Source organism: Rahnella sp. CFA14(1/10), from assembly GCF_004195095.1.
Lineage (GTDB): Bacteria > Pseudomonadota > Gammaproteobacteria > Enterobacterales > Enterobacteriaceae > Rahnella > Rahnella perminowiae.
This window is the reverse complement of record NZ_SEWS01000005.1, coordinates 142,206-161,706: the sequence shown is the minus strand read 5'-3', so window position 1 is coordinate 161,706 and position 19,501 is coordinate 142,206. Positions and strand designations below refer to the sequence as shown.

General features: G+C 53.1%; 18 protein-coding genes. 1 reads left to right on the top strand and 17 read right to left on the bottom strand.

Translation table 11 applies throughout. From position 1 onward, the window contains the following. Nucleotides 1-19: 19 nt before the first annotated feature. On the bottom strand, nucleotides 20-547 hold the full coding sequence (gene secM, locus EVX52_RS11655; RefSeq protein WP_129953193.1) for a secA translation cis-regulator SecM: 528 nt from the start codon (nucleotides 545-547) through the stop codon (nucleotides 20-22). A gap of 26 nt (nucleotides 548-573) precedes the next feature. Here secM and EVX52_RS11650 point away from each other — a divergent pair, with 26 nt between their 5' ends. Beyond that, on the top strand, nucleotides 574-1,098 hold the full coding sequence (locus EVX52_RS11650; RefSeq protein ID WP_129953194.1) for a DUF721 domain-containing protein: 525 nt from the start codon (nucleotides 574-576) through the stop codon (nucleotides 1,096-1,098). A gap of 15 nt (nucleotides 1,099-1,113) precedes the next feature. Here the strand turns inward: EVX52_RS11650 and lpxC are convergent, their stop codons facing one another. The 16 genes from lpxC to mraZ form a co-directional block, all read right to left on the bottom strand. Further along, nucleotides 1,114-2,031 carry a UDP-3-O-acyl-N-acetylglucosamine deacetylase gene (gene lpxC, locus EVX52_RS11645; protein ID WP_129953195.1) on the bottom strand — a complete coding sequence of 306 codons (918 nt, stop codon included), beginning with the start codon at nucleotides 2,029-2,031 and terminating at the stop codon, nucleotides 1,114-1,116. A gap of 99 nt (nucleotides 2,032-2,130) precedes the next feature. Then, a complete protein-coding gene (gene ftsZ / locus EVX52_RS11640) occupies nucleotides 2,131-3,285 on the bottom strand; it encodes a cell division protein FtsZ (protein ID WP_013577005.1) in 1,155 nt (384 codons plus the stop codon). A 71-nt stretch (nucleotides 3,286-3,356) separates the two neighbouring features. Further along, complete coding sequence (gene ftsA / locus EVX52_RS11635) at nucleotides 3,357-4,613, bottom strand: cell division protein FtsA (protein ID WP_009634688.1); 1,257 nt, start codon at nucleotides 4,611-4,613, stop codon at nucleotides 3,357-3,359. After that, complete coding sequence (gene ftsQ, locus EVX52_RS11630) at nucleotides 4,610-5,446, bottom strand: cell division protein FtsQ (protein WP_129991313.1); 837 nt, start codon at nucleotides 5,444-5,446, stop codon at nucleotides 4,610-4,612. The genes ftsA and ftsQ overlap by 4 nt, the downstream gene beginning before the upstream one ends. A 1-nt stretch (nucleotide 5,447) precedes the next feature. Further along, complete coding sequence (locus EVX52_RS11625; RefSeq protein ID WP_129953197.1) at nucleotides 5,448-6,368, bottom strand: D-alanine--D-alanine ligase; 921 nt, start codon at nucleotides 6,366-6,368, stop codon at nucleotides 5,448-5,450. Then, complete coding sequence (gene murC, locus EVX52_RS11620) at nucleotides 6,361-7,836, bottom strand: UDP-N-acetylmuramate--L-alanine ligase (RefSeq protein WP_015690468.1); 1,476 nt, start codon at nucleotides 7,834-7,836, stop codon at nucleotides 6,361-6,363. The genes EVX52_RS11625 and murC overlap by 8 nt, the downstream gene beginning before the upstream one ends. A 78-nt stretch (nucleotides 7,837-7,914) precedes the next feature. Beyond that, nucleotides 7,915-8,982 carry an undecaprenyldiphospho-muramoylpentapeptide beta-N-acetylglucosaminyltransferase gene (gene murG / locus EVX52_RS11615; protein ID WP_129953199.1) on the bottom strand — a complete coding sequence of 356 codons (1,068 nt, stop codon included), beginning with the start codon at nucleotides 8,980-8,982 and terminating at the stop codon, nucleotides 7,915-7,917. Next, nucleotides 8,979-10,181 carry a cell division protein FtsW gene (gene ftsW, locus EVX52_RS11610; RefSeq protein WP_370278342.1) on the bottom strand — a complete coding sequence of 401 codons (1,203 nt, stop codon included), beginning with the start codon at nucleotides 10,179-10,181 and terminating at the stop codon, nucleotides 8,979-8,981. The genes murG and ftsW overlap by 4 nt, the downstream gene beginning before the upstream one ends. Before the next feature lie 2 nt (nucleotides 10,182-10,183). Further along, a complete protein-coding gene (gene murD, locus EVX52_RS11605; RefSeq protein ID WP_129953201.1) occupies nucleotides 10,184-11,503 on the bottom strand; it encodes a UDP-N-acetylmuramoyl-L-alanine--D-glutamate ligase in 1,320 nt (439 codons plus the stop codon). A gap of 2 nt (nucleotides 11,504-11,505) precedes the next feature. Further along, the gene (gene mraY / locus EVX52_RS11600; protein WP_129953202.1) at nucleotides 11,506-12,588 is read right to left on the bottom strand and encodes a phospho-N-acetylmuramoyl-pentapeptide-transferase; all 1,083 of its coding nucleotides are present in this window, start codon (nucleotides 12,586-12,588) and stop codon (nucleotides 11,506-11,508) included. Then, entirely contained in the window at nucleotides 12,582-13,943 is a 1,362-nt protein-coding gene (gene murF, locus EVX52_RS11595; protein WP_129991312.1) for a UDP-N-acetylmuramoyl-tripeptide--D-alanyl-D-alanine ligase, read from the bottom strand. The genes mraY and murF overlap by 7 nt, the downstream gene beginning before the upstream one ends. After that, nucleotides 13,940-15,427: a UDP-N-acetylmuramoyl-L-alanyl-D-glutamate--2,6-diaminopimelate ligase gene (murE, locus tag EVX52_RS11590; RefSeq protein WP_129953204.1), complete on the bottom strand. Its 1,488-nt coding sequence runs from the start codon at nucleotides 15,425-15,427 to the stop codon at nucleotides 13,940-13,942. Before murE ends, murF begins: the two co-directional genes overlap by 4 nt. Continuing rightward, entirely contained in the window at nucleotides 15,414-17,177 is a 1,764-nt protein-coding gene (locus EVX52_RS11585; protein WP_129953205.1) for a peptidoglycan glycosyltransferase FtsI, read from the bottom strand. The genes murE and EVX52_RS11585 overlap by 14 nt, the downstream gene beginning before the upstream one ends. Before the next feature lie 26 nt (nucleotides 17,178-17,203). Then, nucleotides 17,204-17,524 carry a cell division protein FtsL gene (gene ftsL / locus EVX52_RS11580; RefSeq protein ID WP_129953206.1) on the bottom strand — a complete coding sequence of 107 codons (321 nt, stop codon included), beginning with the start codon at nucleotides 17,522-17,524 and terminating at the stop codon, nucleotides 17,204-17,206. After that, complete coding sequence (gene rsmH, locus EVX52_RS11575) at nucleotides 17,521-18,462, bottom strand: 16S rRNA (cytosine(1402)-N(4))-methyltransferase RsmH (protein ID WP_129953207.1); 942 nt, start codon at nucleotides 18,460-18,462, stop codon at nucleotides 17,521-17,523. The genes ftsL and rsmH overlap by 4 nt, the downstream gene beginning before the upstream one ends. Nucleotides 18,463-18,464: 2 nt before the next feature. Beyond that, nucleotides 18,465-18,923, bottom strand: coding sequence for a division/cell wall cluster transcriptional repressor MraZ (mraZ, locus tag EVX52_RS11570; protein WP_034787151.1), 459 nt, complete (start codon nucleotides 18,921-18,923; stop codon nucleotides 18,465-18,467). Nucleotides 18,924-19,501: the final 578 nt, after the last annotated feature.

The following is a 19,501-nucleotide window of genomic DNA, read 5'->3' as shown; positions in this document are numbered from 1 at the left end:
AGTTTAGAATTACAGTCTGTTAAATCAGAGGGGACGGACCGGCACGAATGCCTTGCACCTGTGCTAACCACAGGCCGGTTTGATACGATGAAGCAAGAGGGAGAAAAGGTTGCTGCGTCTGACGGATGATAACCGGAGGTTTTGGCTCATGGGTCAGTAAAGCATTCAGGGTCACCAGCAACGCGAGTTGCTGAACATGCAGCGGTTCAGCTTCCTGCATTTCTGCTTCCGGCTGCGCGACGGTGTAAACGACCTGCGGTGCCAAAGCAAAAGAAAGATGACGGATGACCGTGCGTAATGCATGCTGTTGCCAGTAATCTACACCGAAAGACGGGCGGCGATTCGCCTGGAGTAACGCAAGATTACTCAGCCCTGTGCTGGCGATAGTAAGACGGTTTAGGCTTGAGGATGTATTGGGAGCCGCTGGCAGTTCCGTTTGCGACAGGTTAGTGGACACGCCAAGGCTTGCCGCGACCATCCCCAACAGGAGATGCGGCCAAAAATACCTTCTGCCAAATTGTCGCCAACGATTTAGAATGCCAATCACAAGTTTACAATCCGCCGGAGCCCATCATGCGCGATAGTCGCCCACAATTATTAGATATCCTGTTCGATGACGCCTCTTCGACTGAACAAAGCCCGCTGCGTATTGTTCAACAGCGTGCGGCGGCGTTATTGAAACTCAACCGCGCAGTGAAAGGCCTGTTACCGGCACCCATGCAACCCTGGTGTCGTGTCGGTAATTATCGACAGGGAGTTTTAGTACTTGAAATAGCTAATGCCAGCTGGATGATGCGATTACGCTATGAACAACCCGCATTACTCTCTGCACTTCGAGCGCAAATTCTACCATCATTGTCATCAATCGACATCAGGATTAATCCTTCGCTCATGGCGAAAATGGAAAATGCTTCGCAGATTGCGGTTAAAAATAAAGCGAACGCGTCAGAATCTATGCCTGTCAGGCATTTGAGTGCACAAAGTGCAGAGGAATTAAGGGGACTTGCGAGCCGGAGCCCGGAGAAACTCAGAAAGGCTTTAGAACGACTGGCTGAATTGGCCGGAGAGAGTGCCAAACCAACCAGTCGTAATAAGTAATACCAAAAGTACCGATTACGCCAATACTGTAGACGGTGCTTTAAAAGCCAGTGGCATCTCAGCTTCATCCTGGAACGTGACTAATTCCCAGGCTTCCTGCTTAGCCAGTACCGCTTGCAATAACTTGTTGTTCAAGGCGTGGCCAGATTTGTAGGCGGTAAACGCACCAATAATGTTATGCCCACACATGAACAAGTCACCGATAGCATCCAGCATTTTGTGACGAACGAATTCATCTTCAAAACGCAGGCCATCTTCATTAAGCACACGGTAATCATCTACAACAATTGCGCAATCAAAGCTGCCACCCAGGCACAAACCGCGTGACTGCAGGTACTCGATATCACGCATGAAACCGAAAGTACGTGCCCGGCTGATTTGGCGAACAAATGCTTCTGCGGAGAAGTTCATCTTGTAGCGCTGAGAACTGGAATCAATCGCCGGGTGATTGAAGTCGATGGTGAAGTCCAGAGAGAAACCATTAAAGGGTTTGAACTCAGCCCACTTATCACCGTCTTCAACACGCACAGTATCTTTGATGCGCAAGAATTTCTTCGCGCTGTTCAGTTCTTCAATCCCTGCATCCATCAACAGATAGACGAAAGGTGCGGCACTACCGTCCATAATAGGCACTTCCGGCGCGTCGACTTCGATAATAATGTTATCGATGCCCAGGCCTGCTAATGCCGCATTAAGGTGTTCTACCGTAGAAATGCGTACGTCATGCTCATTAACCAGGCAAGTACAGAGCATGGTATCACGCACGGATTTTGCATCTGCCGGGAAATCAACCGGTGGATTCAAGTCAGTGCGACGATAGATGACCCCGGTATTTGCCGGTGCAGGACGCAGAGTCAGGGTGACTTTCTTGCCGGTATGCAAACCGACGCCCGTCGCCTGAACGATACGTTTTAATGTACGTTGTTTGATCATCGTTTTTATCTCGCAATGTTTATCCATCCAACCGACCTAAGCATACCTTAAGGTCGGCGGGACAGTTTAGCACAAAGAGCGGAGATCCTACAATTCGGACTAGTCTGCCTGCTTACGCAGGAAGGCCGGGATGTCCAGATAGTCGGGCTCTTTATTGGATTGCGCACTTTGATCATTCACCACTTTAGCAGCAGGTTTCGTTTCCTGCGGCAACGGAGACATACCGTGCTGCTGGTAACGATGATCCATCACGGGCTGGCTGGCTGGCTTGTTAGTCACCAAAGTGATCTCAGGACGTTTGTCCATGCCGATACCGGTTGCAACCACGGTCACACGCAGCTCGTCGTTCATTTCCGGGTCAAGAGACGTACCGATAACCACGGTTGCGTTATCTGATGCGAAAGCACGAATGGTGTTACCCACGGTTTCGAATTCATCCAGACGCAGGTCGAAGCCAGCAGTAATGTTGACCAGAACGCCGCGCGCGCCGGACAAGTCGATGTCTTCCAACAGCGGGCTGGAGATCGCCATTTCTGCCGCTTCTTCAGCACGGTCTTCACCGCATGCCACACCAGAACCCATCATGGCATAACCCATTTCGGACATGACGGTGCGCACGTCGGCGAAGTCGACGTTCATCAAACCCGGACGGGTGATCAGCTCAGCGATACCCTGCACCGCACCTTTCAGCACGTCGTTGGCCGCACCGAAGGCGTCCAGCAGAGAGATACCGCGACCCAGAACTTTTAACAGCTTGTCGTTCGGGATAGTGATCAGAGAATCCACATGTTTGGACAATTCAGCGATACCCTGCTCCGCAAATGCCATGCGTTTTTTGCCTTCAAAGTTGAAAGGCTTAGTCACCACAGCAACGGTCAGAATACCTAAATCTTTTGCTACTTCAGCCACCACAGGCGCTGCACCGGTACCGGTACCGCCACCCATGCCCGCTGCGATAAAGACCATATCAGCACCTTCAAGCGCAGCGCGCAGAGCTTCACGATCTTCTTCTGCAGAATTGCGACCCACTTCCGGGTTCGCACCAGCACCCAGACCTTTGGTAATACCACTACCGATCTGAATAGTCTGTCCTACTGCCGTTTTACGTAACGCCTGGGCGTCTGTATTAACGGCAAAGAATTCAACACCTTCGATGCGCTCACGCACCATGTGTTCGACAGCGTTGCCACCGCCACCGCCGACGCCGATGACTTTAATCACCGCGTCATTGGTCAGTTCCATAGGTTCAAACATAGTTTCTCTCCGTTTTGTGCCTGTCGCTTCGGGATCAAAAAGCTTAACAGCATGATCCCGTTGTTAAAACATTAAAACTCTTTTCTCAGCCAGCTGTTGATTCGTTTGAACCAGTTGCCCACTGAGGCGCGTTTTTCCACTTCGGCCTCACCGCTCAGGTGAGACTCCTTCCCGTAGTGCAGCAGCCCTACAGCCGTTGAGTAGTAAGGTTCCTGCGCATAATCTGTCAGCCCGGTGATGTTCAAAGGTTGCCCGATGCGCACCTGGGTATGAAATACCCGCTGCGCACAAGCTGCCAGACCATCAATTTGTGCTGCACCGCCTGTGAGTACAATGCCAGCGGCCAGATGATGTTTTACGCCTTGCTGACGTAACTGCTCCTGCAATTGCAAAATTTCGTCGTTCACTAAATTCAGCAATTCTGTGTAACGAGGCTCGATAACTTCAGCCAGTGTCTGACGCTGCAGACTGCGTGGTGGACGTCCACCGACGCTCGGCACTTCGACATTTTCGTCTTTGCCGACAATCGATCCTAATGCACAACCGTGGCGAACTTTGATCGCTTCGGCATCGGTCGGCGGCGTTCCAAACGCATAAGCGATGTCGCTGGTGACCACGTTCCCTGCATACGGGATGACCTTAGTATGACGTAGTGCGCCGCCGGTATAAACCGCGATATCCATGGTTCCACCACCAATATCAACGACACAAACCCCTAATTCACGCTCATCTTCGGTCAGTACCGCATAACTGGCGGCCAGACCGGCAAAAATCAGCTGGTCAACTTTTAAGCCACAGCGTTCAACCGCCTTCACAATGTTCTTTGCCATATCGTTATGGCAGGTAATCAGGTGGACTTTAGCCTGCATACGCACGCCGGAAAGACCGACCGGATTTTTAATCCCTTCCTGATAATCAATGGCATATTCCTGAGGGATCACATGCAGAACCCGATGCTCATCCCGCACGCGGACTGATTTAGCGGTATGCACCACATTCTCTACATCTTCCTGCGTGACTTCCTCTTCTGAAATAGGAACCATCCCTATTTCATTCTGACAGCTGATATGTTTACCAGACAAAGCAAGGTAAACAGAGGAAATCTGGCAATCCGCCATCAGTTCAGCCTGATCGATGGCGCGCTGTACGCACTTCACCACCGATTCCAGATCATTCACGCCACCCTTGTCCATGCCCCGGGACGGGCAACTGCCCACACCGATAATATTGACCATGCCATCGGGCAGAACCTCCCCCACCAATGCGGCTACTTTTGCCGTACCGATCTCCAGCCCAACTACCAGTTTTCTGTCCGTCGACTTGATCATTGTTGTTTAGCCTGTGCCTGATTCTGTTGCTGATTACTGTTTTGCTGGTCAATAAACTCTGGAGCCCAACCCACCGACGCACCGCTGTCATAACGTAAATCGACATAAGTGATGCGTTTTTTATCGGCTTGTGCCTGTTGCTGGAATCGCGGGTAAAGCTCGATAAAACGTTGTAAACGCCCCATCCGGTCATCTCTCCCCAATTCCAGCCGGACGTCATTATCCAGAGTTAACTGCCACGAGTGACGCGCACTCATTGCTACCGCTTTCAACGTGAACTTACCGGCGGCCAGCGCCTGACTCATCGTTTGAAAGCCCTGCAAAACATCCTGTTCGCTGCCTTCCGGACCGTAAAGCAACGGCATTTTTTGTTTGACCACACGCTCAGCGGGTATGCTGAAAGATTTGCCATCGGCATCAACCATATGCAGATCATTCCAGTGTGCGACCGGCACATACTCCACGAGGTGTATCTTGAGTTCATTCGGCCATTGCTTACGTACGCTGACCTGTTTTATCCAGGGTAAACGCTCAATCTGCTGCTGAATGACGTTTACATCCTGCGTCATGAACGTTCCCGGTGCCCCTAAGGACAGAATCGCCTGACGAATATCATCATTGGTCGTGTAATGCCGCTCGCCGGTGACGACTAACTGGGATAACGGCAATCGGTTTGCATCCTGCATCCAGCCGACAACGGCCCACGCACTCCATAAAATCGTTCCTACCACCAGCAGCAGAAACACGATCCCTGCCAGCTGGCCACCGTTACTGCGACGGCCGTTGCTCTCAGCCGTCTCACGCTCTCGGGTATTCAGGGCGGCTTGCGACATATCAGTCTGCCAGTTCCAGAATACGGAAAACGAGTTGCGGGAAACTCAGCCCGGCGTGTTTAGCCGCCATCGGCACCAGACTGTGACTCGTCATTCCTGGCGAGGTATTCGCTTCCAGTAAATTGAAGTTGCCATCACCGTCCTGCATGACGTCGACACGCCCCCAGCCGCTGCAATCGAGCGCCTTATAAGCCTGCAACGCCAGTACAGTCAACTGCTGCTCCTGCGCTTCGCTTAACCCGCTCGGGCAAAAATATTGTGTTTCATCAGACAAATATTTTGCCTGATAGTCATAAAATGTACCGGCAGGCTGGATGCGAATTGATGGCATCACCTGATCGCCCACGATAGCCACGGTATATTCCGGGCCGCTCAGCCATTTTTCGATCAGTACGTTATCGTCATGCCTGAAGCCTTCCTGCAGAGCAGGCAGCAACTCTTTTTCCGTTGTCACTTTGCTCATCCCGACACTGGAACCTTCACGGCTTGGTTTGACGATCAGCGGCAGACCCAGTTCGGCGATTTTTGCCGCCAGAGCGCCCTGCCCTGCTTCTTCAATTTGTGAACGATGCAATGCGACAAACGGCGTAACCGGTAGCCCTAAAGCCTGCCACACCAGTTTGGTGCGGAACTTATCCATGGTCAGCGCCGACGCCATTACACCGCTGCCGGTATAAGGCAAACCGATTTGTTCCAGCAACCCCTGCATCGTCCCGTCTTCGCCACCGCGACCGTGAAGTGCGATAAAGACTTTGCTGTAACCTTCTTCCCTGAGAAGCGCCACATTAAAGGTTTTGGTATCGATGCCGTGGGCATCAACACCGGATTCGCGTAAACCTGCCAGTACCGCGGCGCCTGACTGTAATGACACATCGCGTTCTGCGGAAGTTCCCCCGAACAATACCGCTACTTTCTCAGACATGATGTTCTTCACCTTTCTTAACCGGTTGCAGCTTTTGATCAGCCAATTTACGGGCTACTCTGCCGACATTACCGGCACCCTGAACCAGAACTAAATCATCACCTTCAAGGATTTGCGCCAGACTTTCCGGCACCGCCTCAATATCAGAAACCAAAATCGGATCAAGCTTGCCGCGTGCACGAATAGTGCGGCACAACGAGCGGCTGTCCGCGCCCGGGATTGGCGCTTCTCCGGCCGGATAGACATCCAGCATAATCAGCACATCAACCTGTGAAAGCACATTGGCAAAATCATCGTACAAATCGCGGGTACGGGTGTAACGGTGCGGCTGGAAAATCATCACCAGGCGTTTGTTTGCCCAGCCCGCACGTGCCGCTTTGATCGTGGCATCGACTTCTGTCGGATGGTGACCGTAGTCATCGACCAGCATTGCACTCCCCGTTTTACCGTTCACATTTTCCAGCGCGTACTCGCCCAGGAAATCGAAACGGCGTCCGGTACCCTGGAAGCCTGCCAGTGCACGTAAAATAGCGTCGTCGCTGATATTTTCGTCAGTCGCGACGGCGACGGCGGCCGCAGCGTTCAGGGCATTGTGACGACCCGGCGCGTTCAGCGTCACACTGATGAGCGGCAAGTCCTGGCGGCGCAGCGTAAAGTGCCCTTGCGCACCTACCTGACGATAGTTTTCGATAATCACATCGGCATCTTCGCTGAAACCGTACGTCGTCATATGACGGCCTACGCGGGGTATCAGCTCACGGATCACCGGATCATCAATGCACATCACTGCGCGTCCGTAAAACGGCAGGTTATGCAGGAAATTGATGAAGGTTTGTTTCAGGATTTCAAAGTCACCCTGATACGTATCCATATGATCTGCTTCGATATTGGTCACGATAGCAACCATCGGTTGCAGATGCAGGAAAGACGCATCGCTTTCATCTGCTTCAGCAATCAGAAAACGGCTTGAACCCAGACGCGCATGCGTGCCTGCGGCTTTCACCAGTCCGCCGTTGACAAAGGTCGGATCCAGCCCGGCCTCGGCATAAATACTGGTTACCATTGCCGTGGTCGTTGTTTTACCGTGCGTACCTGCCACGGCGATGCCGTGACGAAAACGCATCAGTTCTGCAAGCATTTCCGCACGGCGGATCACCGGAATACGGGCTTCGCGCGCCGCAACGATTTCCGGGTTATCGGATGAAATCGCCGTGGAAACCACCACCACGCTGGCATCCAGCACGTTCTCAGGGCGGTGATTAAAATAAATCGTCGCGCCCAGTGCAGTCAGTTGCTGAGTCACCGCATTCGGTGCTAAATCAGAACCGCTGATCTGATAGCCTTCATTGGCCAACACTTCGGCGATACCACCCATGCCGGCACCACCGATGCCAACAAAGTGAATGTGCCGGACACGATGCATCTCAGGCACGAAGGTACGCAGTTTCGCCAATTGTTGTGTATTCACGTTTTTATTCACTATTTCAGGTTACTGATTAATCCGTTTCTTACGGCTGGGACCACACACTACATGGCCCGTTCACTTTCATTTTTTGCTGGCGGTAACCACTTCTGCGGCAACACGCTCTGTCGCATCGGGAATGGCGGCGGCACGTGCAGCCATCGCCATCCCCATCAGATGGGTTCTGTCCCATCCGGCCATCAGATCAGCGACGGCGGCGGCACTAAAATCTTTCTGCTCAATAATCTTCGCAGCGCCGGCTTTTTCCAGCGGCAGCGCATTCCAGTACTGTTGACGGTCTTTGTGCTGGAAAGGCACAAAAATCGCGGGTAAGCCTGCGGCAGCAATTTCGCTGACCGTTAACGCCCCGGAACGGCAAACCACCACATCAGCCCAGGCGTAAGCCTCTGCCATGTCATCAATGAATTCGGTCACTTTATGCTGCGCCTGACCGGCTTTTTCATAAGCCTGATTCACGGACTCCAGCGCACCTTTACCCACCTGATGCCACAGCGTAATTTTATCGCCCATCAGCGCCGCCACGTCCGGCATGCTCTGATTAAGGACGCGTGCGCCCTGACTGCCACCAATCACCAGCACACGGATTGGCCCTTCACGACCGGCCAGTCGGGTTGCCGGTAATTCCAGCGCCAGGACATCCGTGCGCACCGGATTGCCAACAACGTCAGCATGCGGAAATGCACCCGGAAACGCCTGCAACACTTTTTTGGCAATATGCGACAAACCTTTATTGGTCATACCGGCAATACCATTTTGCTCGTGTAACACCACCGGAATGCCCAGTGACCAGGCCGCCAGCCCCCCGGGGCCGGACACGTATCCGCCCATGCCCAATACCACATCTGGCTGGAAGCGTTTCATGATCGCCTTCGCCTGACGCCACGCATGATATATGCGAACAGGGGCAGTAAGTTGCGCTTTCAGACCTTTCCCACGCAATCCGGCAATTTTAATGAAATCAATATCGATACCGTGTTTGGGTACCAAATCCGCTTCCATCCGGTCTGCTGTACCCAGCCAGCGAACTTCCCAACCTTGCGCGATAAGATGATGGGCTACTGCCAGTCCAGGGAAAACATGTCCACCGGTACCGCCGGCCATCACCATTAAACGCCGGGCATTGCCACTCATCGGGCACTCCTTACAAACGCCTGGGCTTTTGCCAGCCGCGTTTCAAAATCCACTCGCAGCAATAACACGATTGCCGTCGACATAATTAACAGGCTCGAACCGCCGTAACTGATGAGCGGCAGTGTCAGGCCTTTCGTTGGCAACATGCCCGCCGCGGCTCCGACGTTAACCAACGCCTGAAAGCTGAACCATACGCCAATTGAACAGGCTAAAAACCCGGAAAAACGCTGGTCAGTTTCTAACGCCCTGCGTCCGATAGACATGGCGCGAAAAGCGACGAAGAATACCATTAACAGGGCTAAAACCACACCGAAATACCCCAATTCTTCACCTAAAATGGAGAAGATAAAGTCGGTATGTGCTTCAGGTAAATACTCCAGTTTCTGGACTGAATTACCTAATCCCTGCCCCCAGAATTCCCCACGACCAAATGCCATCAGTGACTGCGTTAACTGGTAGCCACTACCAAACGGATCCGCCCACGGATTCCAGAACGATGTCACACGACGCATACGGTATGGCTCGGCAAGAACCAGCAGTACTACGGCGAATACGCCCGAACCGATAATGGCCAGGAACTGCCACATCTTGGCACCCGCCAGGAATAACATCGCCAGCGTAGTGATAAACAGCACAACCACCGTACCGAGGTCAGGCTGAGCCAACAGCAATACGGCCAGCACCACCATCACGCCCATGGGTTTGCAGAAGCCCCAAAAGTTACTGCGCACTTCATCCACTTTGCGCACCAGATAGCTGGCGAGGTAGCAAAACAGTGACAACTTGGAGAACTCTGCTGGCTGAATACGCAGGGGTCCGAGAGAAATCCAGCGTGATGCCCCGTTAACCGAGCTACCCACAACCAGCACCACCAGCAGCATGATCACCGACAGCAGTAGCAGAACGTTGCTGTACTTCTGCCAGACCGCCATCGGCACGCGTAATGTCACCAGCGATAAACCAAACGCCAGACCGAGATAAATCGCATCGCGTTTAGCAAACAAAAACGGGTCATCTGCCAGACGCTGGCCAATCGGCATTGAGGCCGATGTCACCATCACGAAGCCGACGATAGCCAACCCGAATGTCAGCCACAGCAACGTCCGGTCATACAATACCAGTGTGACGGAGTCGTTTTCTTTGGAGCCCATCACCCAGTCATTAAACTTGGCGGCGAGACTCAGCCCGGGGATCCGAATCCTCATGAGCCCAGCTCCTTCGCCAGCGCGGTAAAGACATCGCCGCGTTGTTCAAAACTGCGGAACTGATCCAGACTCGCGCAGGCTGGCGACAGTAAAACCATGTCCCCGGAAGCCACACGCGTGCTGATATCACGCATCGCCTGTTCCATCGTTTCAAACAGGGAGGAAACCTCAGGACGCAAATCCGCAAGCTCCGCACCATCACGCCCAAAACAATAAATACGTAACTTATCGCCTTGCAGATAGCGCGTCAGTGGCGAGAAATCAGCTGATTTCCCGTCTCCGCCCAACAGCAGGTGCAACGTGCCTTCAACATGCAGCCCGTTTAATGCCGCTTCGGTGCTGCCCACATTGGTGGCCTTCGAATCATTAATCCAGCGCACGCCGTTATGCTGCCATGCCAGCTGGAAACGGTGAGCCAGACCGGTAAAGGTCGTCAGCGCTTTCAGACTGGATGCATGAGGGATACCGACCGCATCCGCCAGCGCCAGCGCCGCCAGGGCATTGGTATAGTTATGGCGTCCTGTGAGCGGCATTTCGCGGGTATTCAGGACTTTCTCACCACGGACACGCAACCAGATATCATCTTGCTGACGGGTCAGATGGTAATCACCCACATCGACGCCAAAACTCACGCAACGTTTATCCGCACCACGTACCGGCATGGTCAGCGCATCGTCGGCATTAACGACACACAATGCTGCGTTCTCGTAAACCTTCAGCTTGGCTGCCCGGTATTGCTGCAAACCAAACGGATAGCGATCCATATGATCTTCAGTTACGTTAAGAATGGTCGCCGCAGCCGCGTGCAGACTGTGCGTGGTTTCAAGCTGGAAGCTGGAGAGCTCAAGCACAAACAAATCATATTCGTGATCCAACATAGTCAGCACAGGCAAACCGATATTACCGCCTACGCCCGTGCGCCATCCGGCCGCTTTCGCCATCTCGCCAACCAGCGTGGTGACGGTGCTTTTGCCGTTCGAACCGGTAATGGCGACGATCGGGGTTTGCGTTTCACGGCAGAACAATTCGATATCGCCGATGATTTCCACGCCTGCGTCTGCAGCAGCGCTGAGTGCCGGCGTTGCCAGCGCAACACCCGGACTTGAAATGATCAAATCCGCGTCCAGCAGCCAGTCTTCATTGAGCGAACCGAGGTGACACTCAATGTTATCCGCCAGTTTATCGAGCCCTGGCGGGCTGACGCGGGTATCAATAACACGCGGCGTTACGCCACGTGCTGCAAAGAAATCAACACAAGAGAGGCCGGTAAGACCCAGCCCGATGATGACCACTTTTTTACCCTGATAGTCAGCCATATTTATCGCACCTTCAGCGTCGCCAGGCCAATCAGCACCAGCATCAGCGAAATAATCCAGAAACGCACAATGACGCGCGGTTCCGGCCAGCCTTTAAGTTCATAGTGATGATGAATCGGCGCCATACGGAAAATACGCTGCCCACGTAACTTAAAGGACCCGACCTGCAGGATGACCGACAGCGTTTCGACAACAAACACACCGCCCATAATCACCAGTAAGAACTCCTGACGCAGCAGCACGGCGATAGTACCCAGCGCGCCTCCCAAAGCCAGAGAGCCGACATCCCCCATGAAAACTTGTGCCGGATAGGTGTTGAACCACAGGAACCCCAGCCCGGCACCGACAATGGCGGTACACACGATCACCAGCTCACCGGCATGGCGCAGATACGGAATGTGCAGGTAGCTGGCGAAATTCATGTTACCGGTCGCCCATGCCACCAGCGCAAACCCCGCCGCGACGAAAACCGTTGGCATAATCGCCAGACCATCCAGACCGTCCGTCAGATTTACTGCGTTACTGGTACCGACAATCACAAAATAGCTCAGCAGGATGTACATCAAACCCAGCTGCGGCATGATGTCTTTAAAGAACGGCACCACGAGCTCGGTCGCAGGCGTGTCTTTACCAATGGCATACATCGTGAAGGCCGCCGCCAGCGCAATCACGGACTGCCAGAAATATTTCCAACGGGCAATCAGGCCCTTGGTGTCTTTACGCACGACTTTACGGTAGTCATCGATAAAGCCCACCACCCCGTAGCCCAGCAATACGAACAGTACACACCACACGTACGGGTTGGACGGATAGGCCCACATCAATACGGAAATCGTGATAGACGCCAGAATCATCAGGCCGCCCATCGTCGGTGTACCACGTTTACTGAAATGTGATTCCGGGCCGTCGTTACGCACAACCTGACCGAAAGACATTTTCTGCAGGCGGGCAATCATGCGAGGCCCGATCCATAACGACAGGAACAACGCGGTCAGCAGGCTGACAATGGCGCGAAACGTCAGGTAAGAAAAGACGTTGAAGCCGGAATAATATTTGACCAAGTGTTCGGCCAGCCAAACTAACATGTTGCATTCTCCTGTAACGCGCGTACTACCTGCTCCATTGCGGCACTACGTGAACCTTTAATTAAAACGGTAATTACCGCATGTTCAGACAGTAAGCTCGTTAAACGGGCCGTCAGGGCTGCCTTATCTTCCAGATGTTCACCACACCCGCTGACATCACTGATGATGCGGCTGTCATGACCAATACTGAATACCTTGTCGATACCGGCGTCGCGGATAGCTTCGCCGACCTGGCGGTGGCAGCTTTCGCTTTCAGCGCCCAGTTCCGCCATATCGCCTACCGCCATTACGCGGTATCCCGGCATCTCTGCCAGCACCTGTGCGGCAGCGGTCATAGAACCGACGTTGGCGTTGTAGCTGTCATCGAGCAAAGTTTTGCCGTCGCAAAGTGCGATAGGGAACAGACGCCCTTTGACGGATTGCAATGTCGCCAGCCCGGCGCGCACGTTTTCCAGCGATGCGCCTACAGACAGCGCCAGCGCGGCCGCAGCCAGAGCATTGGCGATGTTGTGACGGCCAGGCACCGGCAGTGAAACGTCAATGTTTCCCTGAGGAGAATGCAGCGTGAATGCGGTATTTAACGGGCTGAGCTTGACGTCAGTTGCACTGAAATCGATGCCTTCAGCAAGAATCGGGGAGAAACGCCAGACAGTTTTGCCGTTAAGCTTGTGCTGCCAGTTGGCATAATCATTGTTGTCCGCATTAATAACGGCAATGCCTTTTTCCGGCAGCCCTTCGAAAATCTCGCCTTTCGCACGGGCCACGCCAGCGAGAGAACCGAAACCTTCCAGATGTGCGGCAGACAGGTTATTTACCAGCGCCGTTTCAGGCCGCGCCAGCGCAGTGGTATAGGCGATTTCACCCGGATGATTCGCGCCCATTTCTATCACAGCAAAATCATGTTCTGCCGTCAGTCGCAGCAATGTCAGCGGAACACCAATATCGTTATTGAAGTTACCTGCGGTATACAGCACATTGCCGCACTCGCGCAAAATCGCCGCTGTCATCTCTTTCACAGAAGTCTTGCCGGAAGACCCCGTCAGACCAACGACTCGGGCAGGAACCTGCTGACGCACCCAACCGCCCAGTTGTCCGAGTGCAATACGAGTGTCCGTTACCAGGAGTTGAGGAACATCCACCGGTAAGCGCTTACTTACCAGTAAAGCCCCGGAACCGGCTTTTACGGCATCAACCGCAAAGTCGTGGGCATCAAATTTTTCGCCTTTGAGTGCCACAAACAAACCGCCTTCGGTCACCTGACGGGTATCGGTCGTTACACTGTCGATTTGGGTATCAACCCCGATAAGCTCAGCGTTGAGCGCATCGGCCAGAGTTTGCAGGGAAACGCGGATCATGCGATCACCCCCAGCAAACGAGCGACCGTAACGCGGTCGGAATAATCGAGACGCTGATTGCCGACAAGCTGGTAATCCTCATGTCCCTTACCGGCAATCAACACGACATCATCTTCTTTAGCCTGCATGATCGCACTGGTGACTGCTTCTGCGCGGCCATGAATTTCCTGCGCGCGCCCGGCATCAAGCAGGCCTGCAAGAATATCGGCAACGATAGCGCGAGGCTCTTCACTGCGGGGATTATCATCGGTGACAATCACGCGGTCGGCGTATTGCTCAGCGATACCACCCATCAGCGGACGCTTGCCTTTGTCACGATCGCCACCGCAACCAAAGACACACCACAACGTGCCACGACAATGCAGACGTGCTGCCGCCAGGGCTTTTTCCAGTGCATCAGGCGTATGAGCATAATCAACCACCGCCGTGGGTTTACCCGGCGCATTGAAAACTTCCATGCGACCGCAGACCGGTTGCAACTGAGAGGCTGTCGCCAGCAATTGTGCCAGCGGATAGTCCAGGGAAAGCAGCGTTGCCAAGGCAACCAGCAGGTTACTGACGTTGAATGCGCCCATCAGGCGGCTCTCCAGCCGGCCTTCGCCCCAGCTGGAATCGATGTTTACGGTGGCACCGTTATCGTGATAATTCACGCTACGGGCTACCAGCCAGCGGCCATTCCAGCCTGCCGGAATTTTGTCTTCCATGCTGACCGCAATCGCATTTGGCGTTTTTGCCAGCCAGCGTGCGCCAACGTGATCGTCAGCATTAATAATTTTTTGGCCGACCTGATGTGAAGCGAAAAGCTGCCATTTGGCGTCTTCATAGCTTTGCATATCACCATGATAATCAAGGTGATCACGACTCAGGTTGGTAAATGCGGCAGCGGCAAAGGGCAGTGCGGCAACACGATGCTGAACCAGCCCGTGTGAAGAGACTTCCATTGCAGCAAAAGTTGCGCCCTGTTTCACCAGATCAGCCAGAATATGCTGAACCTGTACGGCAGAACCGGTGGTGTTTTCGGCGGGCACCACGCTATCCAGCAACCCGTTGCCCACGGTGCCCATGACGGCACTGGTTTCGCCCAGCAACTGGCTCCACTGCGCCAGCAGTTGCGTGGTGGTGGTTTTGCCATTGGTGCCTGTTACGCCAACAAGACGTAATGTTTTGCCCGGCTGCTGGTAAAAACGGCCCGCCAGCTGTGACAGCAAAATATTTAAATCTTCCAGATAAACGACCGGTACACCATGCATCTGGCAGACCGTTCCGTGCTTTTGTTCACCTTTTGCCTCGGCCACCACGGCGGCGACGCCCTGAGCAATTGCCTGGGGAATAAAACGACGCCCGTCACTAGTATGGCCTGAAACCGCGACAAACAGATCGCCGGCAGCCGCAACGCGGCTGTCCAGAATCATGTCTTTTAGCGCTACCGCCGGGGCATCACTCACCCAGGGCGCTAAGATGTCGCGCAAATTACGATCTGCCACCTGAAGCCTCTTTTTGATTATTCACTATGTCTGCGTTTTCATCGGCAGTCAGCGCATCTGGTTCAACGTTCATGGTACGCAATACCCCGCCCATGATGGCGCCAAACACCGGTGCGGAAACGGCCCCACCGTAATATTTCCCTGCCTGTGGATCGTTGATAACCACGACAAGGGCAAATCTTGGATTGCTTGCTGGCGCAACGCCGGCGGTATAGGCAATGTATTTATTAACGTATTTCCCGTCCGGCCCGACCTTTTTCGCGGTACCGGTTTTGATCGCAATGCGGTAGCCCTTGATCGCCGCTTTCACACCGCCACCGCCGGGCAGCGCCACGCTTTCCATCATATGTACGACGGTACGCACCAGTGGTTCAGGGAAAACGCGCTCGCCGGAAACCGGCGGATCAACCCGGGTAATCGACAACGGGCGATAAACGCCCATGCTGCCGATGGTTGCATAGACTCGCGCTAGCTGGAGAGGTGTCACCATTAGCCCGTAGCCGAAAGAGAAGGTGGCCCTCTCTATGTCAGACCACCGTTGTTTTTTAGGGTATAAGCCACTGCTTTCTCCAACCAGCCCCAAATTGGTCGGTTTTCCCAATCCGAATCGCGAGTAAGTGTCTACCAGCTCTGCGGATGGCATCGATAACGCCAGTCGTGAAACACCAACGTTACTCGACTTCTGCAAGATACCCGTGACGGAAAGTTCCGCGTAACGGGCCACATCTTTAATCTCATGACCGTTAATCCGGTACGGCAAGGTATTGAGTACGCTGTTCTCGCGCACCACACCATTTTTCAATGCCGTCATCACTACCATCGGTTTCACGGTTGAACCCGGTTCGAAGATATCGGTGATGGCGCGGTTACGCATCACGTCTTTTGGCGTATCCGGCATGTTATTTGGGTTGTAGGACGGGCTGTTGGCCATCGCCAGAACTTCACCGGTTTGCACATCGACCAGTACCGCAGTGCCCGACTCCGCTTTATTGAATGCCACCGCGTTATTGAGCTCGCGGTAAACCAGCGCCTGCAAACGCTCATCGATGCTCAGCGCCAGATTGTGTGCCGCCTGGCTGTCTACGGTAGAAATATCTTCGATAACGCGACCGAAGCGGTCTTTACGAATAGTTCGCTCGCCCGGTTTACCGGTCAGCCAGCGGTCAAAACTCTTCTCAACGCCTTCTATACCTTCGCCGTCGATATTGGTGACGCCAATAACATGCGATGTCACCTGCCCGGCAGGGTAATAGCGGCGGGATTCCTGACGCAGGGAAATCCCCGGCAGTTTGAGTTTACGAATATACTCACCGACCGCAGGATTGACCTGGCGTGCCAGATAGACAAAGCGTCCGTTGGGATTGGCAGTAATACGGGAAGAAAGCTGAGCAAGCGGCATATTCAGCGCATCGGCCAGTGCTTTCCATTTGGTATCGGTGGTGATACCGCCGCGATCGCTAATTTCTTTAGGGTCAGCCCAGATGGCGTTAACCGGCACACTGACCGCCAGCGGGCGACCTGAGCGATCAGTAATCATGCCACGGGATGTGGGAATGGTTTGTACGCGCAGGGAACGCAGGTCGCCTTCCTTCACCAGCTTATCCGGATTAATCACCTGCAGATACGCCACGCGCAACATCAGGCCAACCAATGCCAGCAGGATACAGGCGCACAACAACGCAAAACGCCAGCTGATGAAGCTGGCTTGGTTTTCGGGACGCTTTAACTTCGCGGTGCGTGTTGCTTTCATTCGCTGCCTGTATTCTCCGTGGGCATTTAAGGTTGAACCACAATAATTTCTTGAGATGGATCAACGTGTTGCATCTGCAATTTCTCCGTTGCGATGCGTTCCACCCGGCTGTGATCGCCGAGGGCGTTCTCTTCAAGGATCAGGTTGCGCCATTCAATATCCAGCGCATCCCTTTCCAGGACTAATTGTTCGCGCTGAGCCGTCAGCAAACGCGTACGGTGAGCGGTAGTGACCACTAAAATTGCACTGACCAAAACGGCGATCATCAGAATTAACGGGATTTTGCCGTTGCGAAGAATATCGCCGGCGATCACTCCCACTAATCCGTGGCGTTCGTTGCCTATCACGCTGTTGTTCTCTCAGCAAAACGCAGAACAGAACTGCGGGCCCGTGGGTTTTCGGCCACTTCGGCTTCAGAGGGCATCATTTTCCCGACTGATTTCAGTGAACGTCCGCCAAGTTCTGCGATTTGTGCTTCCGTCATCGGAATACCGGCCGGCACCTGCGCGCCACGGCTATGCTGACGGATGAAACGTTTTACAATCCGGTCTTCAAGAGAGTGGAAGCTGATCACGGATAAACGGCCTTCAGGCGCCAGAATTTCCAGTGCGCCATCCAGCGCGCGTTCAATCTCTTCCAGTTCACTGTTGATATAGATACGGATCGCCTGGAAACTGCGTGTGGCCGGGTGTTTGTGCTTCTCACGTACTGGCGAGGCATTAGCGATCAAATCCGCCAGTTCCTTGGTCCGTGTCATCGGCAATTCGCGGTTACGCTCGACGATCGCGCGTGCGATACGTTTGGCAAAACGCTCTTCACCAAACGTTTTCAACACCCAGGCAATATCTTCAGCTTCAGCTTTCATCAGCCACTCAGCAGCTGAATAACCTCGGGTCGGATCCATACGCATATCCAGTGGCCCGTCACGCATGAAGGAGAATCCACGTTCAGGATCGTCAAGCTGCGGAGAGGAAACACCTAAATCCAGTAAGACGCCGTCGATCTTGCCTTCCAGACCACGATCCCGCGCATAGTCAGCAAGGTTGGAAAAAGGTCCGTGAACAATGGAGAAACGGGGATCATCAATAGATTCTGCGGCTTTGATCGCTTGTGGATCGCGATCAATCGCCAGCAAGCGTCCGTCCGGCCCAAGCTGGGACAGAATCAAACGTGAATGGCCACCACGGCCAAAAGTTCCGTCTATGTAAATGCCGTCCTGTTGAATGTTGAGGCCGTTAACGGCTTCATCCAGCAAAACGGAAGTGTGTTTATAGTTTTCAACCATGCTTATAATGACAAGTCCTGTAACCGGTCAGAAAGGGGTTCCTGAGACGATTGTTCAGCGTCGATGTCTTCCTTAACTTGTTGATACCAGGTCTGTTCATCCCACAGTTCAAACTTGTTGAACTGCCCAACCAGCATCACTTCTTTTGCCAGCCCGGCATGCTGACGTAATGTCGTTGCAATCAGCAGACGTCCGGCGTTATCCATCTGACACTCACTGGCATGCCCCAGTAACAGGCGCTGAATACGGCGCTCAACAGGGTTCATGCTCGACAGACGGGACAATTTTTGTTCGATAACTTCCCACTCAGGGAGGGTGTAAAGAAGAAGGCATGGGTGATGGAGGTCTATGGTACATACCATTTGACCTTGCGATTCTTCGCTCAACAAATCCCGATAACGGGTAGGTACGGCAAGTCGCCCTTTGCTGTCGAGGTTAACCATCGTCGCGCCACGAAACATGACCGCTCTACCCCTCTGTGACCCTTTCCACCACTTTCCCCCACAAATTCCCACAGAAAAGAGTTTACGGATGGTTTTAAAACCTTGTCAAGCCAGAGCGGAGACGGTTTGGCAATATTTACGCAGCCACACAAATGCTTAGCGCAATGTGATGAGGTTTTTTAGAGGGGGGATAGAAAATAACGTCATGATTAGTTGAAGAAATTTCGGAGGGTTAATAATTTCGTTTAAAAAAAAGCCAAACTGAACATTATTTAACTATTTATATTCTTCTGCTATCTAACTCTCATTTCCTGACCGCTTTGCCTTAACAAAAATCATTTTCAATTTTTTTCTGGCTGTCACGTCTAAATCAACATCATTTTACATGCCAACCCGCATGGCATAAGCCTTTGGGGAGTTTCAAAACCACCAGTCGTGCAGTAAAACCACGCTTCCGGAAATTAAGCGGGGAATTCTACAGCACTTTTGCGGGGAGCATTAACGTATTTTAGAAATTGATGGGAGGATTTATATCTGTGCAAGAAAGCATAAAACATTTGTTAATAATTCAGCAGGCTGGGAATGCTCCTAAATTA

What these genes read in the sequence shown, in the direction of transcription:
- EVX52_RS11650 (WP_129953194.1), top strand. Translation starts at nt 574, where the DNA reads ATGCGCGATAGTCGCCCACAATTATTAGATATCCTGTTCGATGACGCC.
- lpxC (WP_129953195.1), bottom strand. Translation starts at nt 2,031, where the DNA reads ATGATCAAACAACGTACATTAAAACGTATCGTTCAGGCGACGGGCGTC.
- ftsZ (WP_013577005.1), bottom strand. Translation starts at nt 3,285, where the DNA reads ATGTTTGAACCTATGGAACTGACCAATGACGCGGTGATTAAAGTCATC.
- ftsA (WP_009634688.1), bottom strand. Translation starts at nt 4,613, where the DNA reads ATGATCAAGTCGACGGACAGAAAACTGGTAGTTGGGCTGGAGATCGGT.
- ftsQ (WP_129991313.1), bottom strand. Translation starts at nt 5,446, where the DNA reads ATGTCGCAAGCCGCCCTGAATACCCGAGAGCGTGAGACGGCTGAGAGC.
- EVX52_RS11625 (WP_129953197.1), bottom strand. Translation starts at nt 6,368, where the DNA reads ATGTCTGAGAAAGTAGCGGTATTGTTCGGGGGAACTTCCGCAGAACGC.
- murG (WP_129953199.1), bottom strand. Translation starts at nt 8,982, where the DNA reads ATGAGTGGCAATGCCCGGCGTTTAATGGTGATGGCCGGCGGTACCGGT.
- murD (WP_129953201.1), bottom strand. Translation starts at nt 11,503, where the DNA reads ATGGCTGACTATCAGGGTAAAAAAGTGGTCATCATCGGGCTGGGTCTT.
- mraY (WP_129953202.1), bottom strand. Translation starts at nt 12,588, where the DNA reads ATGTTAGTTTGGCTGGCCGAACACTTGGTCAAATATTATTCCGGCTTC.
- murF (WP_129991312.1), bottom strand. Translation starts at nt 13,943, where the DNA reads ATGATCCGCGTTTCCCTGCAAACTCTGGCCGATGCGCTCAACGCTGAG.
- EVX52_RS11585 (WP_129953205.1), bottom strand. Translation starts at nt 17,177, where the DNA reads ATGAAAGCAACACGCACCGCGAAGTTAAAGCGTCCCGAAAACCAAGCC.
- rsmH (WP_129953207.1), bottom strand. Translation starts at nt 18,462, where the DNA reads ATGGTTGAAAACTATAAACACACTTCCGTTTTGCTGGATGAAGCCGTT.
- mraZ (WP_034787151.1), bottom strand. Translation starts at nt 18,923, where the DNA reads ATGTTTCGTGGCGCGACGATGGTTAACCTCGACAGCAAAGGGCGACTT.